Annotated in this window: 15 protein-coding genes; 11 read left to right on the forward strand and 4 right to left on the reverse strand. The window is 63.5% G+C overall.

Going from position 1 to position 17,795, the window contains the following annotated elements:
* Positions 1 to 6: 6 nt before the first annotated feature.
* Positions 7 to 2,409 carry a TonB-dependent receptor gene (locus Q0L25_RS08060; RefSeq protein WP_296613178.1) on the reverse strand — a complete coding sequence of 801 codons (2,403 nt, stop codon included), beginning with the start codon at positions 2,407 to 2,409 and terminating at the stop codon, positions 7 to 9.
* A gap of 516 nt (positions 2,410 to 2,925) precedes the next feature.
* Here Q0L25_RS08060 and Q0L25_RS08065 point away from each other — a divergent pair.
* From Q0L25_RS08065 to Q0L25_RS08095, 7 genes are all read left to right on the forward strand, one after another.
* Positions 2,926 to 3,552 carry a DUF805 domain-containing protein gene (locus tag Q0L25_RS08065; RefSeq protein ID WP_296613180.1) on the forward strand — a complete coding sequence of 209 codons (627 nt, stop codon included), beginning with the start codon at positions 2,926 to 2,928 and terminating at the stop codon, positions 3,550 to 3,552.
* 41 nt (positions 3,553 to 3,593) lie between these two features.
* The gene (gene smpB / locus Q0L25_RS08070) at positions 3,594 to 4,079 is read left to right on the forward strand and encodes an SsrA-binding protein SmpB (RefSeq protein ID WP_296613182.1); all 486 of its coding nucleotides are present in this window, start codon (positions 3,594 to 3,596) and stop codon (positions 4,077 to 4,079) included.
* Between the two features lie 127 nt (positions 4,080 to 4,206).
* The gene (locus Q0L25_RS08075; protein WP_296613184.1) at positions 4,207 to 6,222 is read left to right on the forward strand and encodes a M13 family metallopeptidase; all 2,016 of its coding nucleotides are present in this window, start codon (positions 4,207 to 4,209) and stop codon (positions 6,220 to 6,222) included.
* Positions 6,223 to 6,372: 150 nt separating this feature from the next.
* The gene (locus Q0L25_RS08080) at positions 6,373 to 6,951 is read left to right on the forward strand and encodes an LptA/OstA family protein (RefSeq protein ID WP_296613186.1); all 579 of its coding nucleotides are present in this window, start codon (positions 6,373 to 6,375) and stop codon (positions 6,949 to 6,951) included.
* Between the two features lie 89 nt (positions 6,952 to 7,040).
* Complete coding sequence (locus Q0L25_RS08085) at positions 7,041 to 9,443, forward strand: response regulator (RefSeq protein ID WP_296613188.1); 2,403 nt, start codon at positions 7,041 to 7,043, stop codon at positions 9,441 to 9,443.
* Positions 9,440 to 10,177, forward strand: coding sequence for a polysaccharide deacetylase family protein (locus Q0L25_RS08090; RefSeq protein ID WP_296613190.1), 738 nt, complete (start codon positions 9,440 to 9,442; stop codon positions 10,175 to 10,177). The genes Q0L25_RS08085 and Q0L25_RS08090 overlap by 4 nt, the downstream gene beginning before the upstream one ends.
* Before the next feature lie 8 nt (positions 10,178 to 10,185).
* A complete protein-coding gene (locus tag Q0L25_RS08095; RefSeq protein ID WP_296613192.1) occupies positions 10,186 to 10,530 on the forward strand; it encodes a response regulator in 345 nt (114 codons plus the stop codon).
* A 28-nt stretch (positions 10,531 to 10,558) separates the two neighbouring features.
* On the opposite strand, the gene Q0L25_RS08100 is transcribed toward Q0L25_RS08095, so the two are convergent.
* On the reverse strand, positions 10,559 to 11,074 hold the full coding sequence (locus tag Q0L25_RS08100; RefSeq protein ID WP_296613194.1) for a phosphoribosyltransferase: 516 nt from the start codon (positions 11,072 to 11,074) through the stop codon (positions 10,559 to 10,561).
* On the reverse strand, positions 11,074 to 12,093 hold the full coding sequence (locus tag Q0L25_RS08105) for an adenosine deaminase (protein ID WP_296613195.1): 1,020 nt from the start codon (positions 12,091 to 12,093) through the stop codon (positions 11,074 to 11,076). Before Q0L25_RS08105 ends, Q0L25_RS08100 begins: the two co-directional genes overlap by 1 nt.
* A 169-nt stretch (positions 12,094 to 12,262) precedes the next feature.
* Between Q0L25_RS08105 and recA the strand changes: the two genes are divergently transcribed.
* The 3 genes from recA to Q0L25_RS08120 all read left to right on the forward strand — a co-directional run bounded on the left by recA (position 12,263) and on the right by Q0L25_RS08120 (position 15,066).
* Positions 12,263 to 13,342, forward strand: a complete 1,080-nt coding sequence (gene recA, locus Q0L25_RS08110) for a recombinase RecA (RefSeq protein ID WP_296613197.1) — start codon at positions 12,263 to 12,265, stop codon at positions 13,340 to 13,342.
* A gap of 248 nt (positions 13,343 to 13,590) precedes the next feature.
* Positions 13,591 to 14,409 (forward strand): trans-aconitate 2-methyltransferase, encoded by an 819-nt coding sequence (locus Q0L25_RS08115; RefSeq protein ID WP_296613199.1) that lies wholly within the window; start codon positions 13,591 to 13,593, stop codon positions 14,407 to 14,409.
* A gap of 30 nt (positions 14,410 to 14,439) precedes the next feature.
* Complete coding sequence (locus tag Q0L25_RS08120) at positions 14,440 to 15,066, forward strand: glutathione S-transferase (RefSeq protein ID WP_296613201.1); 627 nt, start codon at positions 14,440 to 14,442, stop codon at positions 15,064 to 15,066.
* A 4-nt stretch (positions 15,067 to 15,070) separates the two neighbouring features.
* Here Q0L25_RS08120 and Q0L25_RS08125 read toward each other — a convergent pair whose 3' ends face one another.
* Positions 15,071 to 16,378 carry a dicarboxylate/amino acid:cation symporter gene (locus tag Q0L25_RS08125; RefSeq protein WP_296613203.1) on the reverse strand — a complete coding sequence of 436 codons (1,308 nt, stop codon included), beginning with the start codon at positions 16,376 to 16,378 and terminating at the stop codon, positions 15,071 to 15,073.
* A 75-nt stretch (positions 16,379 to 16,453) separates the two neighbouring features.
* Between Q0L25_RS08125 and Q0L25_RS08130 the strand changes: the two genes are divergently transcribed.
* A complete protein-coding gene (locus tag Q0L25_RS08130; RefSeq protein WP_296613206.1) occupies positions 16,454 to 17,719 on the forward strand; it encodes a Xaa-Pro peptidase family protein in 1,266 nt (421 codons plus the stop codon).
* The last annotated feature ends 76 nt before the right edge of the window (positions 17,720 to 17,795 follow it).

Consider the following 17,795-nt stretch of genomic DNA (forward strand, 5'->3'; position numbering starts at 1 on the left):
TTCACCTCACAATTTGAAGCGGAGGGTGGCGCCGACCGTTCGCGGATCCCCGAGCAATGCGGTGATCAGGCCGGTATTGGCGGCAGCAAGCGTCTGGAAATATTTGGTATCGGTGAGATTTCGGGCCCAGACCGAGAGGTCCCAGAGAACGCTTTCGGGCCGCACGCCGATGCGAGCGTTGAGCACGCCGTAGCCGGGCACCTGGGCGTAGCGCGAATTGGTCGACGAGGTATTCAGCGACGAGCGATGCGCGAAATCGGCATGGCCGTAGAGCCGGAACGCCCGGCCCCCGATACTGCCAAGCGGCTGCGCGATGTCGGCGCCCAGCGTGTAGGTGAATTTGGGAACGCCCGCGAGCGGCTTACCGCTGAGGTTCTGGACCGATCCCACGTCGAGCCGCTCGGGTGCCTGGGGTGCGTTCGGGTAATCGATATAGACCGCGTCGGTATAGGATGCCGAGGCATTCAGACTGACGAGACGCGTCGGCGCGAAGCTGAGATCGGCTTCGGCGCCGCGCGATCGCACGCTGGGAATGTTCGAGATGTACTGGCGATAGGTGAGGCCGCCCGGTGACGGTTCGGTGATCGCGGTCTGGTAATCGGATATGTCGGTCCAGAATGCGGCAAGGTTCGCGGTGAGCCGCTTGTCGAACGCTTGCGCCTTCAGCCCGATTTCGTAGGCATTGACGCGTTCGGGTCGGACGTCAGGAGTGATGCCGGCCGGCAGCGACGTCAGGTTGAGCCCCCCCGACTTCGATCCGCGTGAATAGGTGGCGTAGATCAGCGCATCGGGCGCGATCTTGTACGACACATTGGCGAGCAGCGAGACGTTGTCGTCGGTAAAACTGGTGGCATAGGACGTGACCGGATTGAACTGATTGCGGATCGCGATCACCGCGGAGGCGGCCGCCGGCGACAAGTTGGCGGGATCCGTGCCGGCTGCCCAGAACTGGTTGAACGCGCCGTCCTTCTTTTCATGGGTATAGCGCAGACCCAGGGTGAGTTTCAGGCGGCTGGTCGCGTTCCACGTCGCCTGGCCAAAGGCGGCATAGCTGTGTGTCGTCGGCGTAGAGGTCGAATCCGCTTCGAACCCGTGGAGCGCCGCGTTGGCGACCGCAGCGTTGGTGGTGGGTAGGTACCAATTCGGCGCCGCCGACCCGTAAGCGACCGCGCCCTTTCCCTTGACGATCTGCCAGAAGTAATAGGCGCCGATAACGTAATCGATGCGGTTGTCGCCTTTTGATGCCAGACGCAATTCCTGGCTGAACTGGCGCTGGCGATTGGCCTGTTGCGACTTGGTGACGACAGGCAGGCCCGTGGCGTCGCCATCGTTTTTCGGATCCCAATCCCACCAGCGATAGGCAGTGATCGAGGTCAAGGCGGCGCGGCCGAGGTCCCAGTCGACCTGTCCCGAAGCGCCGTAGCTCTTCATGTTGGCCTGATAAGGACTGTCGGAATCGCCGAGCCGCGCGAACGGCGCGAAGGGCAGCGGCGTGTAACCGGCCCGGCTGGTGCGGTTGAGGAAATTGTTGGCGATCGCCGTGCCGTCGTCATAGGTCCCGAAGAAGCCCGACAGGACCTGAAGCACATGATGCTGCTTCTGATGCGAATAATCGCCGATCAGCTTGATCGACAGGCGGTCGCCCGGCTTGATCAGCAGCTGCCCGCGCAGGCTGAAATTGTAATAATTGGCCGAATCGCTGCCGTCATGGACGTTGGTCAGGAAACCGTCGCGTTTCGTATCGGCGATGCTCAGCCGGGCAGCGACGACGTCGCCGATCAGCGCGCCGGAGGCGGAGGCGCGAAACTGGCGATAGCCGTAGTCGCCAAGCGACGCCTCGGCCGACACTTCGGGGTCGAAACTCGGCGCGCGCGTGGTGATGTTGATCGCGCCCGCGGTGGTATTCTTGCCGAACAGCGTCCCCTGGGGGCCGCGCAGCACCTCGATCTGCTGCAGGTCGACGAGGTCGAATTGCGACTGGCCTACGCGGCCGTAATAGACATTGTCGATATAGATGCCGACGCCGTTCTCCAGACCGTCGTTGGTCAGTGCCACGTTCGAGCCGAGGCCGCGGATGTTCACGTTGGTGTTGCGCGGGTTGAAGCTGAACACTTGCAGGCTGGGGACGAGCTGCTGGATCTGCGACAGCGAATAACTGCCGGTCGCGGCCAGCGCCTTGTCGTCAACCACGCTAAGCGCGATCGGCACGTCCTGCGCGCTTTCGGCGCGCCGCCGCGCGGTAACGACGATGTCGCCGCCTTCCGAATTAGCATCGGTATCGGCGACCGCATTGGGCACGACGCTGGCCGCGCCTGTCGGCGCCGCCTTATCGTCGGCGTATGCAACCGCCGGAAGAGCGGACGCCATCGCCGTCAGGCTGAGGGTCGTCAGGAAAAGATACTTGGACATCAGGCAAAAGGGTCCCCTTTGCCGCAGGCAGCCGCCTCCGGCCGCACCCTCTCAGGGCACGGATGTTCGATGGAATTCGGGCGTGCGCCACCGGCGGTGCCGGTCGGCGTGATCGTCAGGCGATCAGTAGCAGTCGATCAGTCGATCGAGTGAACGGAGTCATGACATCGCATCGTTTCATTCCCTTCATTCGGGGACAACGAAGCCGGGCGTCACGCAGCCCTGCATCGCGCTTTAGCCGTTGGTTACGCGGAGCAAGCTGCATCCCATCAAAAGCCGCAGGCCTGACGGTGGCGTTCGCCAGAGGGACGGCCATTTCCCTCTCGATCCGTTATTCCCATCATCCTGATAGGATATAAAACGGTCAATGTAGATGCGCTAATCGGTGCTAAAGCTGGGGTTTGGCGACGGATCGTCCGTAGCTCGACGAACCAAGGCTTTGCCCGCGGGCAAGTGAGGGCTTTCAATTCGGTGCGCTGGCGTTAGGCTCGGCCCGGATTGCGAGGGGCATTCGCCATGAACCTGCTGACCCGGCACCTGACCGGCATCGTCGATTTCCAGGGCAGGGAAAATCGTCAGCCTTTCTGGCTCTGGATCCTCATCGTCTACATCGTCCAGTTTGTGCTTGTGGCGATCGCGATGATCCCGCTCATGACGTCGTGGTTCGACCAGATGATGCCGATACTGCAGAGCGATCCGCACCGGTTCGACAGTGATCCACAGGCCATGTTCCGGCTGATGATGCCGATGATGCAGAACATGATCATGACGACCCTGGTGGCCGCCGTGCTGTTCTTTGTCCTGACGGCGGCGGCGGTCGTGCGCCGGCTGCACGACAGCGACCGCTCGGGTTGGTGGTCGGCGCCTTATTACGCCATGCAGATCGTATCGCCGGTCGTCATGGCGTCGTTCTTTCCGCGCTACCTTACGATGATGGCGTCGATGTCGGCGGTAAAGCCTGGCGGTCCGCCCGACATGGCCAACCCCGCGTTCCAGCAGGCGATGCAATCGATGTCGATGGTTTCCTTGATCAACCTGCTCAGCTTCGCGATCCTGGTCATGATGATCGTCTTTCTCGTCTTGCCCGGTACGGTCGGGCCAAACCGGTTCGGCGACGACCCGCTGCAGCCGCCCTTTCACTAAAGCTTCCCTTCGGCCGCTGGCACGCCTACATCGCCCGGCCCATGGCCCGTCCCAAACCTGCCACGTTCGACAAGCAGAAGATCGTTGCCGAGAACCGGCGCGCGCGGTTCGACTATGCCATCGAGCAGACGTTCGAGGCGGGGATCGCGCTGACCGGGACCGAAGTGAAGAGCCTGCGCTCGGGTGAAGGATCGATCGCCGAGAGCTATGCCGAAGTGACCGCGGACGGCGGTGTATGGCTGGTCAATTCGAACATCCCAGAATTCAGCCATGGCAACCGCTTCAACCACGAGCCGAAGCGGCCACGCAAATTGCTGCTCAATGCACGCGAGATCAATAAGCTGCACGGCGCGGTGGCGCGCGAGGGCATGACGCTGGTGCCGCTCACGGTCTATTTCAACGGCCGTGGCCGCGCCAAGGTCGAGCTCGCCCTGGCCAAGGGCCGCAAGGCGCACGACAAGCGCGAGCATATCAAGGAGCGGGAGTGGAAGCGGGACGCCGGCCGCATCATGCGGGATCACGGCTGACGCCATCGACCCTCGATTGACTAGGCGTGTCAGCCGCTTAGAACACGCGCCATCAATAAGGGGGACATGACGGCTGCGGCTTGCCACGCGAGCGTCCACTCCTCCATTCGGAAAGGACCCTCCCAACATGAAACCCTTCGCGTTCGCACTTCTCGCGGCGACGGCGCTCGGTGCCGCGGCGTTCGCCCAGCAGACGGTGGCCGCGTCGTCGGCCAAGCCGACCTTCGGCACCTTCGGCATGGACGAAGCCGGCATGGACAAAACGGTGGCCCCGGGGGACAGCTTCTACAATTACGCCAACGGCACTTGGGCGAAGACCACGCCGATCCCGGCCGACAAGTCGAATTACGGGGCGTTCAACCTGCTCGCGGATTTGTCCGAATCGCGGACCAAGGGCATCCTGGAAAAGGCGGCGGCGGACCCCAATTCGAAGATCGGCACCGCCTATGCGACCTATCTCGACACCGGAGCGATCGAGGCGAAGGGTCTGACGCCGATCAAACCGTGGCTCGACCGCATCAAGTCGACCGACAAAAACGGCTATGCGGCATTGCTGGCCGAAGCAGCGATGGGCGGGGTTGGTGGGCCGTTCGGGGCCGGGGTCGGCCAGGACGACAAGGCGCCCGAGACCTATATTCTCGGCCTGCGCCAGGCTGGACTGGGACTGCCGGACCGCGATTATTACAGCGATCCCAAATTCGCCGACGCCAAGGCAGGGTATCAGACGCACATCGCCAAGATGCTGACCCTGGCGGGCGAAGCCAATGCCGATGCCCGCGCCAAGGCGATCGTCGATCTGGAGACGCAGATCGCCGCGGTCAGCTGGTCGCGGATCGACAGCCGCGACGCCAACAAGCGCTACAACAAGATGTCGGTCGCCGACCTCCAGGCCAAGGCGCCGGGCTTCGACTTCCCGACCTATTTCAAGGGCATTGGGGCGCCGGTCGATACGTTGCTGGTGGCGCAGCCGTCGGCGATCACCGGCATCGTCAAGCTGGTCGCCGAGGCGCCGATGGCGGTGCTGCAAGACCAGTTGATCGTGCGCAGCCTCGACTCCTATGCCGACGTCCTGCCCAAGGCGTTCGACGAAGAGAATTTCAACTTCTACGGCAAGACGCTGTCGGGCACGCCCGAACAGCAGGCGCGCTGGAAGCGCGGAGTTGAATTCACCACCAACGCTCTCGAGGACGACGTTTCGAAGTTATACGTCCAGCAATATTTCCCCCCGGCAACCAAGGCGGCCGCCGACCAGCTGGTCAAGAACATCATCGCGGCGATGAACGCGCGGATCGACAAGCTCGACTGGATGTCAGCCGAGACCAAGGTCAAGGCGCACGCCAAGCTGGCGGCGTTCCGGCCCAAGATCGGCTACCCGTCGCAATGGCATGATTATGCGACGCTCAAGATCGAAAAGGGCGATGCCTTCGGCAACGAGTGGCGAGCCAACGAATGGGGCCGCAAGGATAATATCGCCCATCTCGGCAAGCCGCTGCAGCGCTGGGAATGGGGCATGACCCCGATGGAAGTGAACGCCTATGCCAATTTCGGCATGGTCGAGATCGTCTTCCCGGCCGCGATTCTGCAGCCGCCCTTCTTCGATCCCAATGCCGACGCGGCGGTCAATTATGGCGGGATCGGCGCGGTGATCGGCCATGAAATGAGCCATCATTTCGACGATCAAGGCGCCAAGTACGACAAGAGTGGCCAGCTCACCGACTGGTGGACGCCAGCCGACGTTGCGGCGTTCAAGACGCGCACCGACGCGCTGGTCGCGCAATATGACAAATACGAGCCGCTGCCGGGCCAGCATGTCCAAGGCAAATTGACCCTGGGCGAGAATGTCGCCGACCTCGCCGGACTGACCGTCGCGCACGACGCCTATATCAAGTCGCTCGGCGGCAAGGCCCCGCCGGTGGTCGCGGGATACACGGCCGATCAGCGTTTCTATCTCGGCTGGGCACAGGTATGGCGCCGCAGCTATCGCGAGCCCGAATTGCTCAAGCGGCTGCGCACCGATCCGCACGCACCGTCGGAAGCGCGCGCCAGCATCGTTCGCAACATGGACCCGTGGTACGCCGCGTTCAAAGTCCAGTCTGGGCAAAAACTGTATCTCGCACCGGCCGATCGCGTACGCATCTGGTAAGGTTTGAAGGTAGCCGACTGAAGGCGCCGTCGGTGGACATCCACCGGCGGCGTTCGTTCATCAGCGGCGGTTCATCGTTAGGAGTACAACGATACTTTTTGGCGCGGTTCGGCGCTTTCAACCCGCGAAACCTTGTTGTAGGCAAAATTCATGGCTCATCGGCGTACCACCTTCATCCTCCTTGCTTGCGCAGCGACCTTGCTCGGCGCGCGCGTCTCGGCGTTTCAGTCGGGCGGGAACGAAACGCTGAGTGTCGACGCCGACCATATCGAGATCCAGGACAAGACTCAGCGCGCCTTGTTCCAGGGCAAGGTCCGCGCGCGCCAAGGGACGATGACGGTGACGTCCGACCGCGCCGAAGTGCTCTATTCGTCGAGCATCGTCGATTCGGGCGGCGCTCCGCCCGAAATCTCGCAGATCCGGGCCTCGGGCAATGTCGTCGTGACGCGTCCCGATGAGAACGCTTCGGGCGCGTACGCCATCTACGACCTCAACAAGCGCACGATCACGATGATCGGCAATGTCGTGCTCCATCGCGGTGCCAATGTCGTGCGCGGAGGGCGGTTGCTCATCAACCTCAACAACAACGCCGCGTCGCTCGATTCCGGTGGCAAGGTCGGCACCAGCAAATCGGGCGGCCGTGTCACAGGCGTCTTCTCGGTTCCCAAGCGCAATACCGACGCGCCTGCGACGCCGGCGACCACCCCGACCACTCCCGATAAGAAATAATATCGGTTGATGCGGCGGAGAGGCGCCGGCGCAGGTCGGGTATTTCCGACGATGCTTGACCTGCCTCGCGACCGCGCCACAAGGGGCTGATGGCTTCCCGACCCCTTCCGAACGATGCCCGCGCACCCGGCCAGCGCCAGGCGCTGATCGTCGCGACAGCGTGCGGCGTGGGGGCGGCGCTGATCGTGCTGATGGTCCTCCACAATTTCGCCATCGCCGGAGGATTCGCCGCCGCCATGCTATTGCTGGTCGGCGCGGTCGTCACTTGGTCGCGGTTCGCGCCGGCGGCATCAGAGGTGGCCGGCGAAACCGACTGGAGCGTGGCACGCGCGCTGGCCGCGGCAAGCGACGATGCGATCGCGGTGACCGACCGGGCGGGACGGCTGATCTGCGCCAATGAGCGCTATCGCGCCCGCTTTGGCGGCTATCCCACGCCGCCCGGCCTGCCGCTCGATGACAATGGTGCGGGCGAATTGGCGGCGGCGGGACGCATCGCCTGGCGCGACGGGTCGGCCGAACTCGACCGCGTCACGACGCGCGGCGCGCCGCTCGCGGTCGCGATCGAGCGCGCCGGCGAGAGCGAGGACATGTTGGTCTGGCGCTTCCACGAAGCACAGGGGCTCGATCTCGCCACCAACGTTCAGTCGATCATTGCCGGGCCGACCGGCGACCGGCTGGCGGCAGCCGGTATCATGGCCGCGCTGATCGCACCCGACGGCCGCCTGCTCGCCGCCAATCGCGTGCTGCGCGAACGGTCGATGGGGCATGAGGAAAGCGTCGTTGTCGGCCGCGATTTCGCGCGTTTCCTGATCGCCGACGACAAGGGTCAGGTGCGGTTCGAGCGGGAGGGCCCGCGCGGCACGCCGCTCCGCATCCTGCAGATTCCTTTCCTGGACGGCGAGGACGCACCGATCCTGGTCGTCCTGCTCGATGAGGAAGAACATGGGCAACCCGCGATCGGCGGATCGGCCGCGGCGCATGTCAAAAGCCTGATCTCGCTGCTCCCGGTCGGGCTCGCCCTGGTCGATCGCGATGGGCGCTTCGTTCAGATGAACGACCCGTTCGTCCGCGCAGCACAGGTCGATCAGGCGCAACCACCGCTTTATCCGGGCGATCTGGTGGTGCGCGAGGACAAGGCCGCGGTTGCCGACGCGATCCGCCGCTTCGCCAATGGCGCGACCCATTCGATGGACATGGCGATCCGGCTGAAGGACCATCCCGACGAACCGGTCGCTTTGACGATCGCCGGCGCGCGGGGATTGGGCGATGCCGCGGTGCTGCTGAGTCTCAAGGACAATGGCGAGGAGACTCGCCTCAAGCGCGAAGTCGCCCAAGCGACCAAGATGCAGGCGGTCGGCCAACTCGCCGGTGGCGTCGCCCACGATTTCAACAATATCCTGACCGCGATCATAGGCCATTGCGACCTGATGCTGATGCGCCATTCGCCCGGCGACAGCGATTATGACGACATCCAGCAGATCAAGGCGAACTCGAACCGCGCAGCTAGCCTGACGCGGCAATTGCTCGCCTTTTCACGCCAGCAGACGTTGCGGCCGCAGATCCTGCAATTGCCCGATGTGATCTCGGAAGTATCGCAATTGCTCAAGCGCCTGATGGGCGAAACCGTGAAGCTCGAGGTACGGCACGGCCGCAACCTGGGAGCGGTGCGCGCCGACCCCGGCCAGCTCGAACAGGTCGTGGTCAATCTGGCGGTCAATGCCCGCGACGCGATGCTGGCCAAGGACCCCAATGGCGGCGGAACGCTGACGATCACGTCGCGCGCGGTCAGCGCGGCGGAAGTCCGCAAGATGGGATCGGACATCCTGCCCGTCGCCGATTATTCGGCGCTCGAAATCAGCGATACCGGCACCGGCATTCCGCCCGAGATCCTCGGCAAGATTTTCGAGCCGTTCTTTACCACCAAGGAAGTCGGCAAGGGAACGGGGCTCGGCCTGTCGACCGTTTACGGCATCGTCAAGCAATCGGGCGGCTATATCTTCGCCGATTCCAAACCGGGACAGGGCTCGACCTTCTCGATCTATTTCCCCGTCCATACCGCGGAGGCGCCAAAGATGGCCAAAGTCTCCGCAAAGGAAAAGCCGGCCGATCTGTGGGGAACCGGCCTGATCCTGCTGGTCGAGGATGAGGATATGGTCCGCGCGGTTGCCGAGCGCGCGCTGACGCGCCAGGGCTATAAGGTGCTGACCGCCGAGAATGGCGAAGCGGCGCTCGAATTGCTGGCGCAGGGCGAAAAGCCGGATCTGCTGATTTCGGACGTCGTGATGCCGTCGATGGATGGCCCGACCATGGTGCGCCACGCTCGTGAGCGTTATCCAGATCTGCCGATCCTGTTCATGTCGGGCTATGCCGAGGAGCAGCTCAGGAAGTCGATCGACCTCGACAATGTCGCTTTCCTGCCCAAGCCGTTTTCGGTGCAGCAACTGGCGGAAGCCGCGCGCGACTTGCTGACCTCCGCCGTGGTCGAACGATGACCCGACGAGGCGTGACCGTCTCCACCGCAGTGGGGATCGTCATTCTCGTCTTCGCCCTCGGGCTTTTCCGGATCAGCCGGGCCTTGTGCTTTCAACTGATCGGCACGCCGATTTGCCACGTCGACACGCGCGAGAAGCTGGTCGCGTTGACTTTCGACGACGGCCCCACGCCGGACGGGGTGAGCTATATTCTGAGCACGCTCAAACCCTATGATGCGCATGCCACTTTCTTTCTGATCGGCCAGGAGATGGTGAGACATCCGGGCGAGGTCCGGCGGCTGCTGGCGGCCGGACAGGAAGTGGGCAACCACAGCTACAGTCACAAACGCATGTGGGGATTGTTCCCCGGAGACTATGTCGAAGAAATCCGCAGGACTGACGGGCTGTTGCGCGACGAAGGGGCTCGGCCGGACCTTTTTCGTCCGCCTTTCGGCAAGAAGCTTACCGGGCTGCCGATCGCTGTCGAGCAGACGGGATATCGCATGGTCACCTGGGACGTCACCGATCCCGAGGACGCGCACGACTCCCGCCGCTACGCCGATCGCGTGCTCGATAAGGTCAAGCCCGGTTCGATCATCCTGATACACGCGATGTACCGATCGCGCGGGGTTGCGCGAGGTGCGCTGCCGCTGATCCTGGCCGGACTACGCGATCGCGGCTATCGCGCGGTTTCGGTGAGTGAATTGCTCCATCATCGCGCGCCGGGCATGGCGTCCGGCAGTGTCGGAGGCTAAGGCAAGTCATGGCATCGCTGCAACGCATCCTGATCGTCGAGGACGAACCCCTGATTGCCATGATGCTCGAGGATTTCCTCGAGGCGTTGAACAAGACCCACGTCGCGACGTGCGACAGCGTGATGGCCGCGCTTGCGGTGATCGACGCCGAACATCCCGATGCGGCCATTCTAGACGTCAATCTGTCGGGCGGCGAGAAGAGCTGGCCGGTTGCCGATGCATTGGCGGCGCGCAGCATTCCCTTCATTCTGTCGACCGGTGGTGGCGAAGACACGCCGGCCCATGCCGACCGCCCGCGGCTGGTGAAACCCTATACGATGGAAAACGTCGCCAAGGCGCTCGCCGAGCTCTAAGCCTAGTCGCGCACTCGATTTTCGTCGATCAAGCGATCCGGTCGGGCACTTCCGCCGCATCGGCATCGAGCGAGGCTTGCGGGGCGACCGCTTCCCAGGGGAAGACGAACCAGTCCTTGCGCTCGTCGCGGTCGATCACTTCGGCGCGATAGTCGACCTGTTCGCGCGACCGTTTGTTGTCGAGCAGGGTAGCGAACCGGACATGGTCGCGCGCCGCGCCCGCCGTGGCCAATGCGGCGCGCAGCTTGCCTATCGTCGCACCCGAATCGTTGATGTCGTCGACGAACAGCAGTCGTTCCCCGTCGCGCGTGCGTGCCGCCAATTTGATCAGCGGCGCGTCGGAGAAATCCTCGACGCGCGAAGAATGGTCGACCGACAGCATCGGCAGGCCGGTCGCGTGACTGAGATAGACCGCCGGGGCCAGCCCGCCGCGACCGATCCCGATGATGAAGCTGGGGAGCCATCCGCTCTCGGCGATTTCGGCGGCAAGCAATTTCACTTGCGCCTCGAACGTTTCGTGCGGGATCGGGGTGAAGATCGGCATCAGCGTGTCTCCGCGACATAGGCGTCGAGCGCGGCGGTGTGGCGGGCCACCTCATCGTCGGTCAGGAACGATCCCAGGAACGAGTTGCGCGCGAGCGTGACGAGCGCGTCTCTATCCAAGCCCCGCGCCGCCGCTGCCTGGCGGTAATTTTCCGCGATATAGCCGCCAAAATAGGCGGGATCGTCCGAATTGATCGTTGCCCGCAGCCCGAGATCGAGCATCCGATCGATCGGATGGTCCTGCATCGAGGAGACATTGCACAATTTGACGTTCGACAGCGGACATACGGTCAGCGTCATTCCGGTACGCGCCAGGCGGGCGGTCAGCACGGGGTCTTCCAGGCTGCGATTGCCATGGTCGAGCCGGTCGATCGCGAGCAGGTCGAGCGCCTGACGGACATAATCGGGCGGTCCTTCCTCGCCGGCATGAGCGACCAGCCTCAGCCCCTGTTCGCGTGCCGCGGCGAACACTCTTGCGAACTTTTCCGGCGGGTGGCCGAGTTCGGACGAATCGAGCCCGACCCCGGCGATGCGATCGAGCCACGGTTCGGCCTGGGCCAGCGTTGCGAACGCGGCTTCCTCGCTCAAATGGCGCAGGAAGCACAGGATCAGCTTTGAGGTCAGGCCATGTCTGGCCTCGGCTTCGGCCATCCCCGCGAGCAGCCCTTCGATCACGGTGCCGAAGGGGATACCGCGATCGGTATGCGTCTGGGGATCGAAGAAGATTTCGGCATGCACCACGCCGTCCGCCGCGGCGCGGTCGAAATAGGCGAGCGCGAGATCGCGGAAATCCGCCTCGGTGCGGAGCACGTTCGCGCCGGCATAATAGATGTCGAGGAAATCCTGCAGGTTGGAAAAGCTGTATGCCGCACGGACGTCCTCAACCGATGCGTATGGAATCTCGACCCGGTTGCGCTCGGCCAACGCGAACATCAGCTCAGGTTCCAGGCTGCCCTCGATGTGAAGGTGGAGCTCGGCTTTGGGCAGGCCGGTGATAAAGACGTCGAGGTCGCTGTGCATGGCCAGAGCATGAAGCGGGGCGGGGGGCCGAGCAAGAAATATCGGGAAAGCGCCGTTTCGGTGCGAAAAAAGTTCATGTTCCACTATTGTTCCATGAGAACAAATGCGATACACGTCCTCCAACACGATTGAACGCCGGGGCTAACCCGGCTAGCGCGGAGGCCTTTCAATGGCAGCTTCTCTGAAAGTTATCGACGGCATGGCATCGCAAAATTCCGACCGGCAAAAGGCGCTCGACGCCGCTCTGGCCCAGATCGACCGTGCCTTCGGCAAAGGCTCGGCGATGCGGCTGGGCTCGAAAGAGGCAATGCAGGTCGAGGCGATTTCGACCGGCAGCCTCGGTCTCGACATCGCGCTCGGCGTCGGCGGCCTGCCGCGCGGCCGCGTGATCGAAGTGTACGGGCCGGAAAGCTCGGGCAAGACGACGCTCGCGCTGCACGTCATCGCCGAGGCGCAACGCAGCGGCGGCACCGCGGCGTTCGTCGACGCGGAACACGCGCTCGACCCGGTCTATGCCAAGAAACTGGGCGTCAATATCGACGAGCTGATCGTGTCGCAGCCCGACACCGGCGAGCAAGCGCTCGAGATCACCGATACCTTGGTGCGCTCGAACGCGATCGACGTGCTGGTGGTCGATTCGGTCGCGGCCCTGGTGCCGCGCGCCGAAATCGAGGGTGAGATGGGCGACAGCCATGTCGGCCTGCAGGCCCGCTTGATGTCGCAATCGCTGCGCAAGCTGACCGGATCGATCAGTCGCTCGCGCTGCATGGTGATCTTCATCAACCAGCTGCGCATGAAGATCGGCGTGATGTACGGTAACCCGGAGACGACGACGGGCGGCAACGCGCTCAAATTCTACGCCTCGGTTCGCCTCGACATCCGCCGCACCGGCCAGATCAAGGATCGCGACGATATCGTCGGCAACACCACCCGGGTGAAGGTCGTCAAGAACAAGGTCGCGCCGCCGTTCAAGCAGGTCGAATTCGACATCATGTACGGTGAGGGCATTTCCAAGATTGGCGAAGTTCTCGATCTCGGCGTCAAGGCCGGCTTGGTCGAGAAATCGGGCGCCTGGTTCAGCTACGACTCGATCCGCATCGGGCAGGGGCGAGAGAACGCCAAAAATTATCTCAAGGATAATCCCGACGTCGCCGAACGACTCGAACGCGCCATCCGCAATCGTACGGCCGAGGTCGCCGAAGAGATGATGGTCGGCGGTCTGGACGACGGCGGCGACGACGAACTCTGAGGCCTTCTTTCGAGGCTGCGCGGATATTTGCTGCAATGCAACCAATCCGCGCTTGTTTCGTTACCGACACAACCCCAGCGGCGATCCCCCTCCGCCGCAACTCCCGGAAAGGCCCGCCCGCGTCGGCGGGCCTTTCATATTTCGGGCATTCGCTTGGCCGATACTGTTGGGTTCTCGGTCGAGGAGGCGCATAGAACGGAGCGGATGATCCCTCGCGCAATATGCGGGATCGACAAGGGGAGAGCCGAATGACCTTGGCATATGATTGGGCGGGGCGTGTTGGCGACACCTGGGCGGACGAATGGCGCCGCACCGATTTGAGCTTCGTCAATTTGTCTCCCCATCTCAATGCAGCGATTCTCGACGCTGCGCCGGACAGCGGCATCGCGGTCGATATCGGCTGCGGCGCGGGTGGTACCGCGATCGCGCTGGCGTCCGCTCGCCCCGATTTAACTGTGATCGGGATCGACCTTTCCAAAAATCTTGTCGAGGCCGCGCGAGCGAGAGGCGCCACTTATCCCAACCTCCGCTTCGAGGTTGGAGATGCAAGCGAGCTGGGCGGCATCACCGCCGATCTTCTATTCTCCCGGCATGGCGTCATGTTCTTCGACGATCCCGTCGCTGCCTTTACCAGGCTGCGGCACGCGGTGACGGATGATGCACGCCTGGTCTTCTCCTGCTTTCGCGACTTCACGCTCAATCCCTGGGCGATCGAGACCGGCGCCGCGGTGACCGGTGTGACGCCGCAAAAGCCCGGAACGTCTCCGGGCCCGTTTGCCTTCGCCGACGCCGATCATGTCCGCGCCATCTTGCAGGCGAGCGGCTGGACGGGCCAGGCACAGCCGGTTGATTATACCTATCGGGCAGGGGAGGGAGAGCATGCGGTCGATGAGGCACTCGCCTTGTTCAGCCGGATCGGGCCCGCAGCGGCACAGCTGCGCGAGCTCGATGAGGCGGCCCGAGAAGCGGGTCGCCAGCGGTTGCGCGGCGTCCTGGCGGCGCGCCTCAGCAACGATGTGGTGGATTTCCCTGCCTCGGCGTGGATATGGTCGTGCCGGCCCGCTTGAGATTTCATGACGGGGACGGGGAGGCATATCGTGACGCTGATCGTCCATCACCTCAACAACTCGAGGTCGCAGCGCATCCTGTGGATGCTCGAGGAACTCGGGCTGCCGTATGAGATAAAATATTATCAGCGCGATCCGAAGACGATGCTGGCGCCGCCGGCGCTGCGCAAGGTGCACCCGCTCGGCAAGTCGCCGGTGCTCGAGGATGACGGGCGGATGATCGTCGAAACCGGGGCGATCTGCGAATATCTGGTCGAGAAAGGCGACGGCAGGCTGGGGCCGCCCGCGCATCGCGACGACGTGCTGCGTTATCGCCAGTTCCTGCATTATGCCGAAGGGTCGGTCATGCCGCCCTTGCTGGTGATGCTCGTGGTCAATCGCATTCCGCTGATGGGCAGGGCCGCGGCCAAGCGCATCCAGCCGATGATCGACGTCCATCTCGATTATGTCGAAGGTGAGTTGGCGCAGCGCCCCTGGTTCACCGGCGGCGAGATGACTGCGGCCGACATCATGATGAGCTTTCCGCTCGAAGCGGCGCGAAGCCGCGCGGGACTCGGGCCATCACGCCCGGCGACGATCGCCTGGCTGGACAAGATCCATGCGCGGCCCGCCTATCGGAACGCGCTCGAAAAGGGCGGACCCTACGCCTACGCCTGAGTTCTCAATGCTTCCCGCCCAGTCCGTGGCTGGGCGCATGCGGCGGCTCGATTTCAGCAGGTGCGGGGGTTTCAAGCCCACCCTCCCAGCGGGCAACCACGCTTGCCGCGACGGCATTGCCGATGACGTTGGTCGCCGACCGCCCCATGTCGAGGAAATGGTCGACCGCCAGCACCAATAGCAGGCCGGCCTCAGGCAGTTTGAACTGTCCAAGCGTTGCGGCGATCACGACCAGGCTGGCGCGGGGCACGCCGGCAATCCCCTTTGAAGTAATCATCAAGGTGAGCAACATCGCGACCTGCGTGCCGAGATCGAGATGGATGCCATAAGCTTGGGCGATGAACAGCGACGCGAAGGTCATGTACATCATCGAGCCGTCGAGATTGAACGAATAGCCTAGCGGCAGCACGAAGCTGGAAATGCGTGGCGGCACGCCGAACCGGTCGAGAGCTTCGAGTGTGCGCGGGAAGGCGGCCTCGGACGATGCCGCTGAAAACGCGACCAGGACCGGTTCGCGCACATAGCGGAACAAGGTGAGCGCCCGCCCGCCGATAAACAAATAAGCGAGCAAGCCGAGCAGCAGCCACAGCAGGGCTAGCCCGACATAGACGCACAGCATGAAATAACCGAGCTTGCCGATCACTTCGGGCCCGCGCTCGACCAACGCATTGGCGACCGCAGCGAAAACCGCGACGGGCGCGAACCGCATCACATAGTCGGTGACCTGCAGCATGACCTTGGTCAGCGCCTCGGCCGCCGTAACCAGCGGCGCCGCGCGCTCGCCCACGGCGGTGATCGCGACGCCGAAGAACACCGAGAAAATCACGATCTGAAGGATGTCGTTCTGCGCCATCGAATCGACGATCGAACTGGGGAAAATGTGACCGATGATCTGGATCGCGTCGAACTTGCTCTTGTCGATATCGGCAGCAGCGTTGACCGCCGGCAGAGGCATGTTGAGCCCGACGCCCGGCTGCAGGATATGGACGAGGATCAGACCCAGCGTCAGCGACAACAGACTGGCGCAAACGAACCAGCCGAGCGATTTCAACCCCACCCGGCCAAGCGCGCCAGTGTCGCCCATATGCGCGATCCCGACCACCAGGGTACCGAACACCAAAGGTGCGATGATCATCTTGATCAGCTTGAGGAAGATCGTGGTGATCAGCCCGAGCCATTTGGCGATGGTCGCCAGCGTAGCGGCTTGATCGGGCGTCGGATGACTGCCCCCGAACGCGGCATTCGTGACCCAGCCAACGATCAGGCCCAGCACCAAGGCGATCAGAATGTAGGTCGTCAGGCGCTTGGCCAAAATCACTCTCCCCATTTTGGTAATGCAGGGAAAGGGGATTGCGACGCCGCGGTCAAGGACCCTATCGTTACGGTCATGCCCAATTCCCGCTTTTTGCCCGGCCGCCGCGCAATACTTGCCGCGGCTGCCGCCGCTCCCTTGCTCGTCTCCGGCGCGGCCCGTGCCGCCGAACCCGATCTGGCCGATTTGCACGACATGACCACCGGCGCCGTGCCGATCGGCGCTGACGAGCGCCGCCGCCGGCTCGATCGCGCGCAGTTACTGATGAAGCAGCACGGCATTGGCGCCGTGCTGATCGAGCCAGGATCGTCCTTGCTCTATTTCACCGGCATTCGCTGGGGGCGCAGCGAGCGGGCCCTGCTCGCGGTACTGCCGGTCGAGGGCGAGCCCTGCATCGTCTCGCCCTATTTCGAAGAGCCCCGCATGCGCGAGACGCTCGCTATCCGGGCCGAGGTGCGGGTGTGGCAGGAGGACCAGGATCCGCTCAAGGTAGTCGCTGGTTTCCTCAAGGACCGCAAATTGACGACGCGGCCGGTGGGGATCGAGGAGACGGTACGCTTCTTCATCCCGGACATGCTCGCGCATGCCATGCCCGGCGCGAAGATCGTGTCGGCCAATCCGGTCGTGCGTGGCTGCCGCATGATCAAGACGCCGGCCGAGCTCGCCCTGATGCAACTCGCCACCGACGTGACGATTGCCGCCTATCGCTGGACCCACAAGCGCGTCGAAAAGGGCATGACGGGCCGCGACATCGGCGCAATCATGGACGCGGCGACGCGCAAATTGGGCGGCAGCCCCGAGTTCAGCTTGGTGCTGATCGGCGAAGCCGCAGCTTATCCCCATGGCACGCAAGCCGTGCACAAGGTCGACGACGGTCAGATCGTGCTGATGGATTGCGGGTGTACCGTGCAGGGCTATCAGTCCGACGTCTCCCGCACCTTCGTCTACGGCGCGGCCAGCAAAGAACAGCGCACGGTTTGGGATCAGGTCCATCAAGGCCAGCAGACCGCGTTTGCGGCGGCGCGGATCGGCATGTCGGCGGGCAGCGTCGATGAGGCGATCCGCAAACTCTACGAGAGTTTCGGCTACGGCCCCGGCTACAAGCTCCCCGGCTGTTCGCATCGCACCGGACACGGCATCGGGCTCGACGGACACGAACCGGTCAATCTGGTGCGCGGCGAAACGACCAGATTGGCCCCCGGCATGTGCTTCTCCAACGAGCCCGGCATCTACATCCCGGGCAAATTCGGCGTGCGCCTGGAGGATTGCTTCCACATGACCGACACCGGGCCGAAATGGTTCAGCGAGCCGCCGTCCTCGATCGATATGCCGTTTCGTTAGTCAGGCGGCTGCTGATCTCATGAGCTAAACCCCTCTCCCGCTTGCGGGAGGGGGAGGGGCCCGCCGCGTAGCGGTG

This window comes from Sphingomonas sp. (assembly GCF_024508665.1).
GTDB lineage: Bacteria > Pseudomonadota > Alphaproteobacteria > Sphingomonadales > Sphingomonadaceae > Sphingomonas.

Bases quoted from the DNA above. Each gene is read 5' to 3' on its own strand.
- Q0L25_RS08060 (WP_296613178.1), bottom strand. From the start codon at position 2,409: ATGTCCAAGTATCTTTTCCTGACGACCCTCAGCCTGACGGCGATGGCG.
- Q0L25_RS08065 (WP_296613180.1), top strand. From the start codon at position 2,926: ATGAACCTGCTGACCCGGCACCTGACCGGCATCGTCGATTTCCAGGGC.
- smpB (WP_296613182.1), top strand. From the start codon at position 3,594: ATGGCCCGTCCCAAACCTGCCACGTTCGACAAGCAGAAGATCGTTGCC.
- Q0L25_RS08075 (WP_296613184.1), top strand. From the start codon at position 4,207: ATGAAACCCTTCGCGTTCGCACTTCTCGCGGCGACGGCGCTCGGTGCC.
- Q0L25_RS08080 (WP_296613186.1), top strand. From the start codon at position 6,373: ATGGCTCATCGGCGTACCACCTTCATCCTCCTTGCTTGCGCAGCGACC.
- Q0L25_RS08085 (WP_296613188.1), top strand. From the start codon at position 7,041: ATGGCTTCCCGACCCCTTCCGAACGATGCCCGCGCACCCGGCCAGCGC.
- Q0L25_RS08090 (WP_296613190.1), top strand. From the start codon at position 9,440: ATGACCCGACGAGGCGTGACCGTCTCCACCGCAGTGGGGATCGTCATT.
- Q0L25_RS08095 (WP_296613192.1), top strand. From the start codon at position 10,186: ATGGCATCGCTGCAACGCATCCTGATCGTCGAGGACGAACCCCTGATT.
- Q0L25_RS08100 (WP_296613194.1), bottom strand. From the start codon at position 11,074: ATGCCGATCTTCACCCCGATCCCGCACGAAACGTTCGAGGCGCAAGTG.
- Q0L25_RS08105 (WP_296613195.1), bottom strand. From the start codon at position 12,093: ATGCACAGCGACCTCGACGTCTTTATCACCGGCCTGCCCAAAGCCGAG.
- recA (WP_296613197.1), top strand. From the start codon at position 12,263: ATGGCAGCTTCTCTGAAAGTTATCGACGGCATGGCATCGCAAAATTCC.
- Q0L25_RS08115 (WP_296613199.1), top strand. From the start codon at position 13,591: ATGACCTTGGCATATGATTGGGCGGGGCGTGTTGGCGACACCTGGGCG.
- Q0L25_RS08130 (WP_296613206.1), top strand. From the start codon at position 16,454: ATGCCCAATTCCCGCTTTTTGCCCGGCCGCCGCGCAATACTTGCCGCG.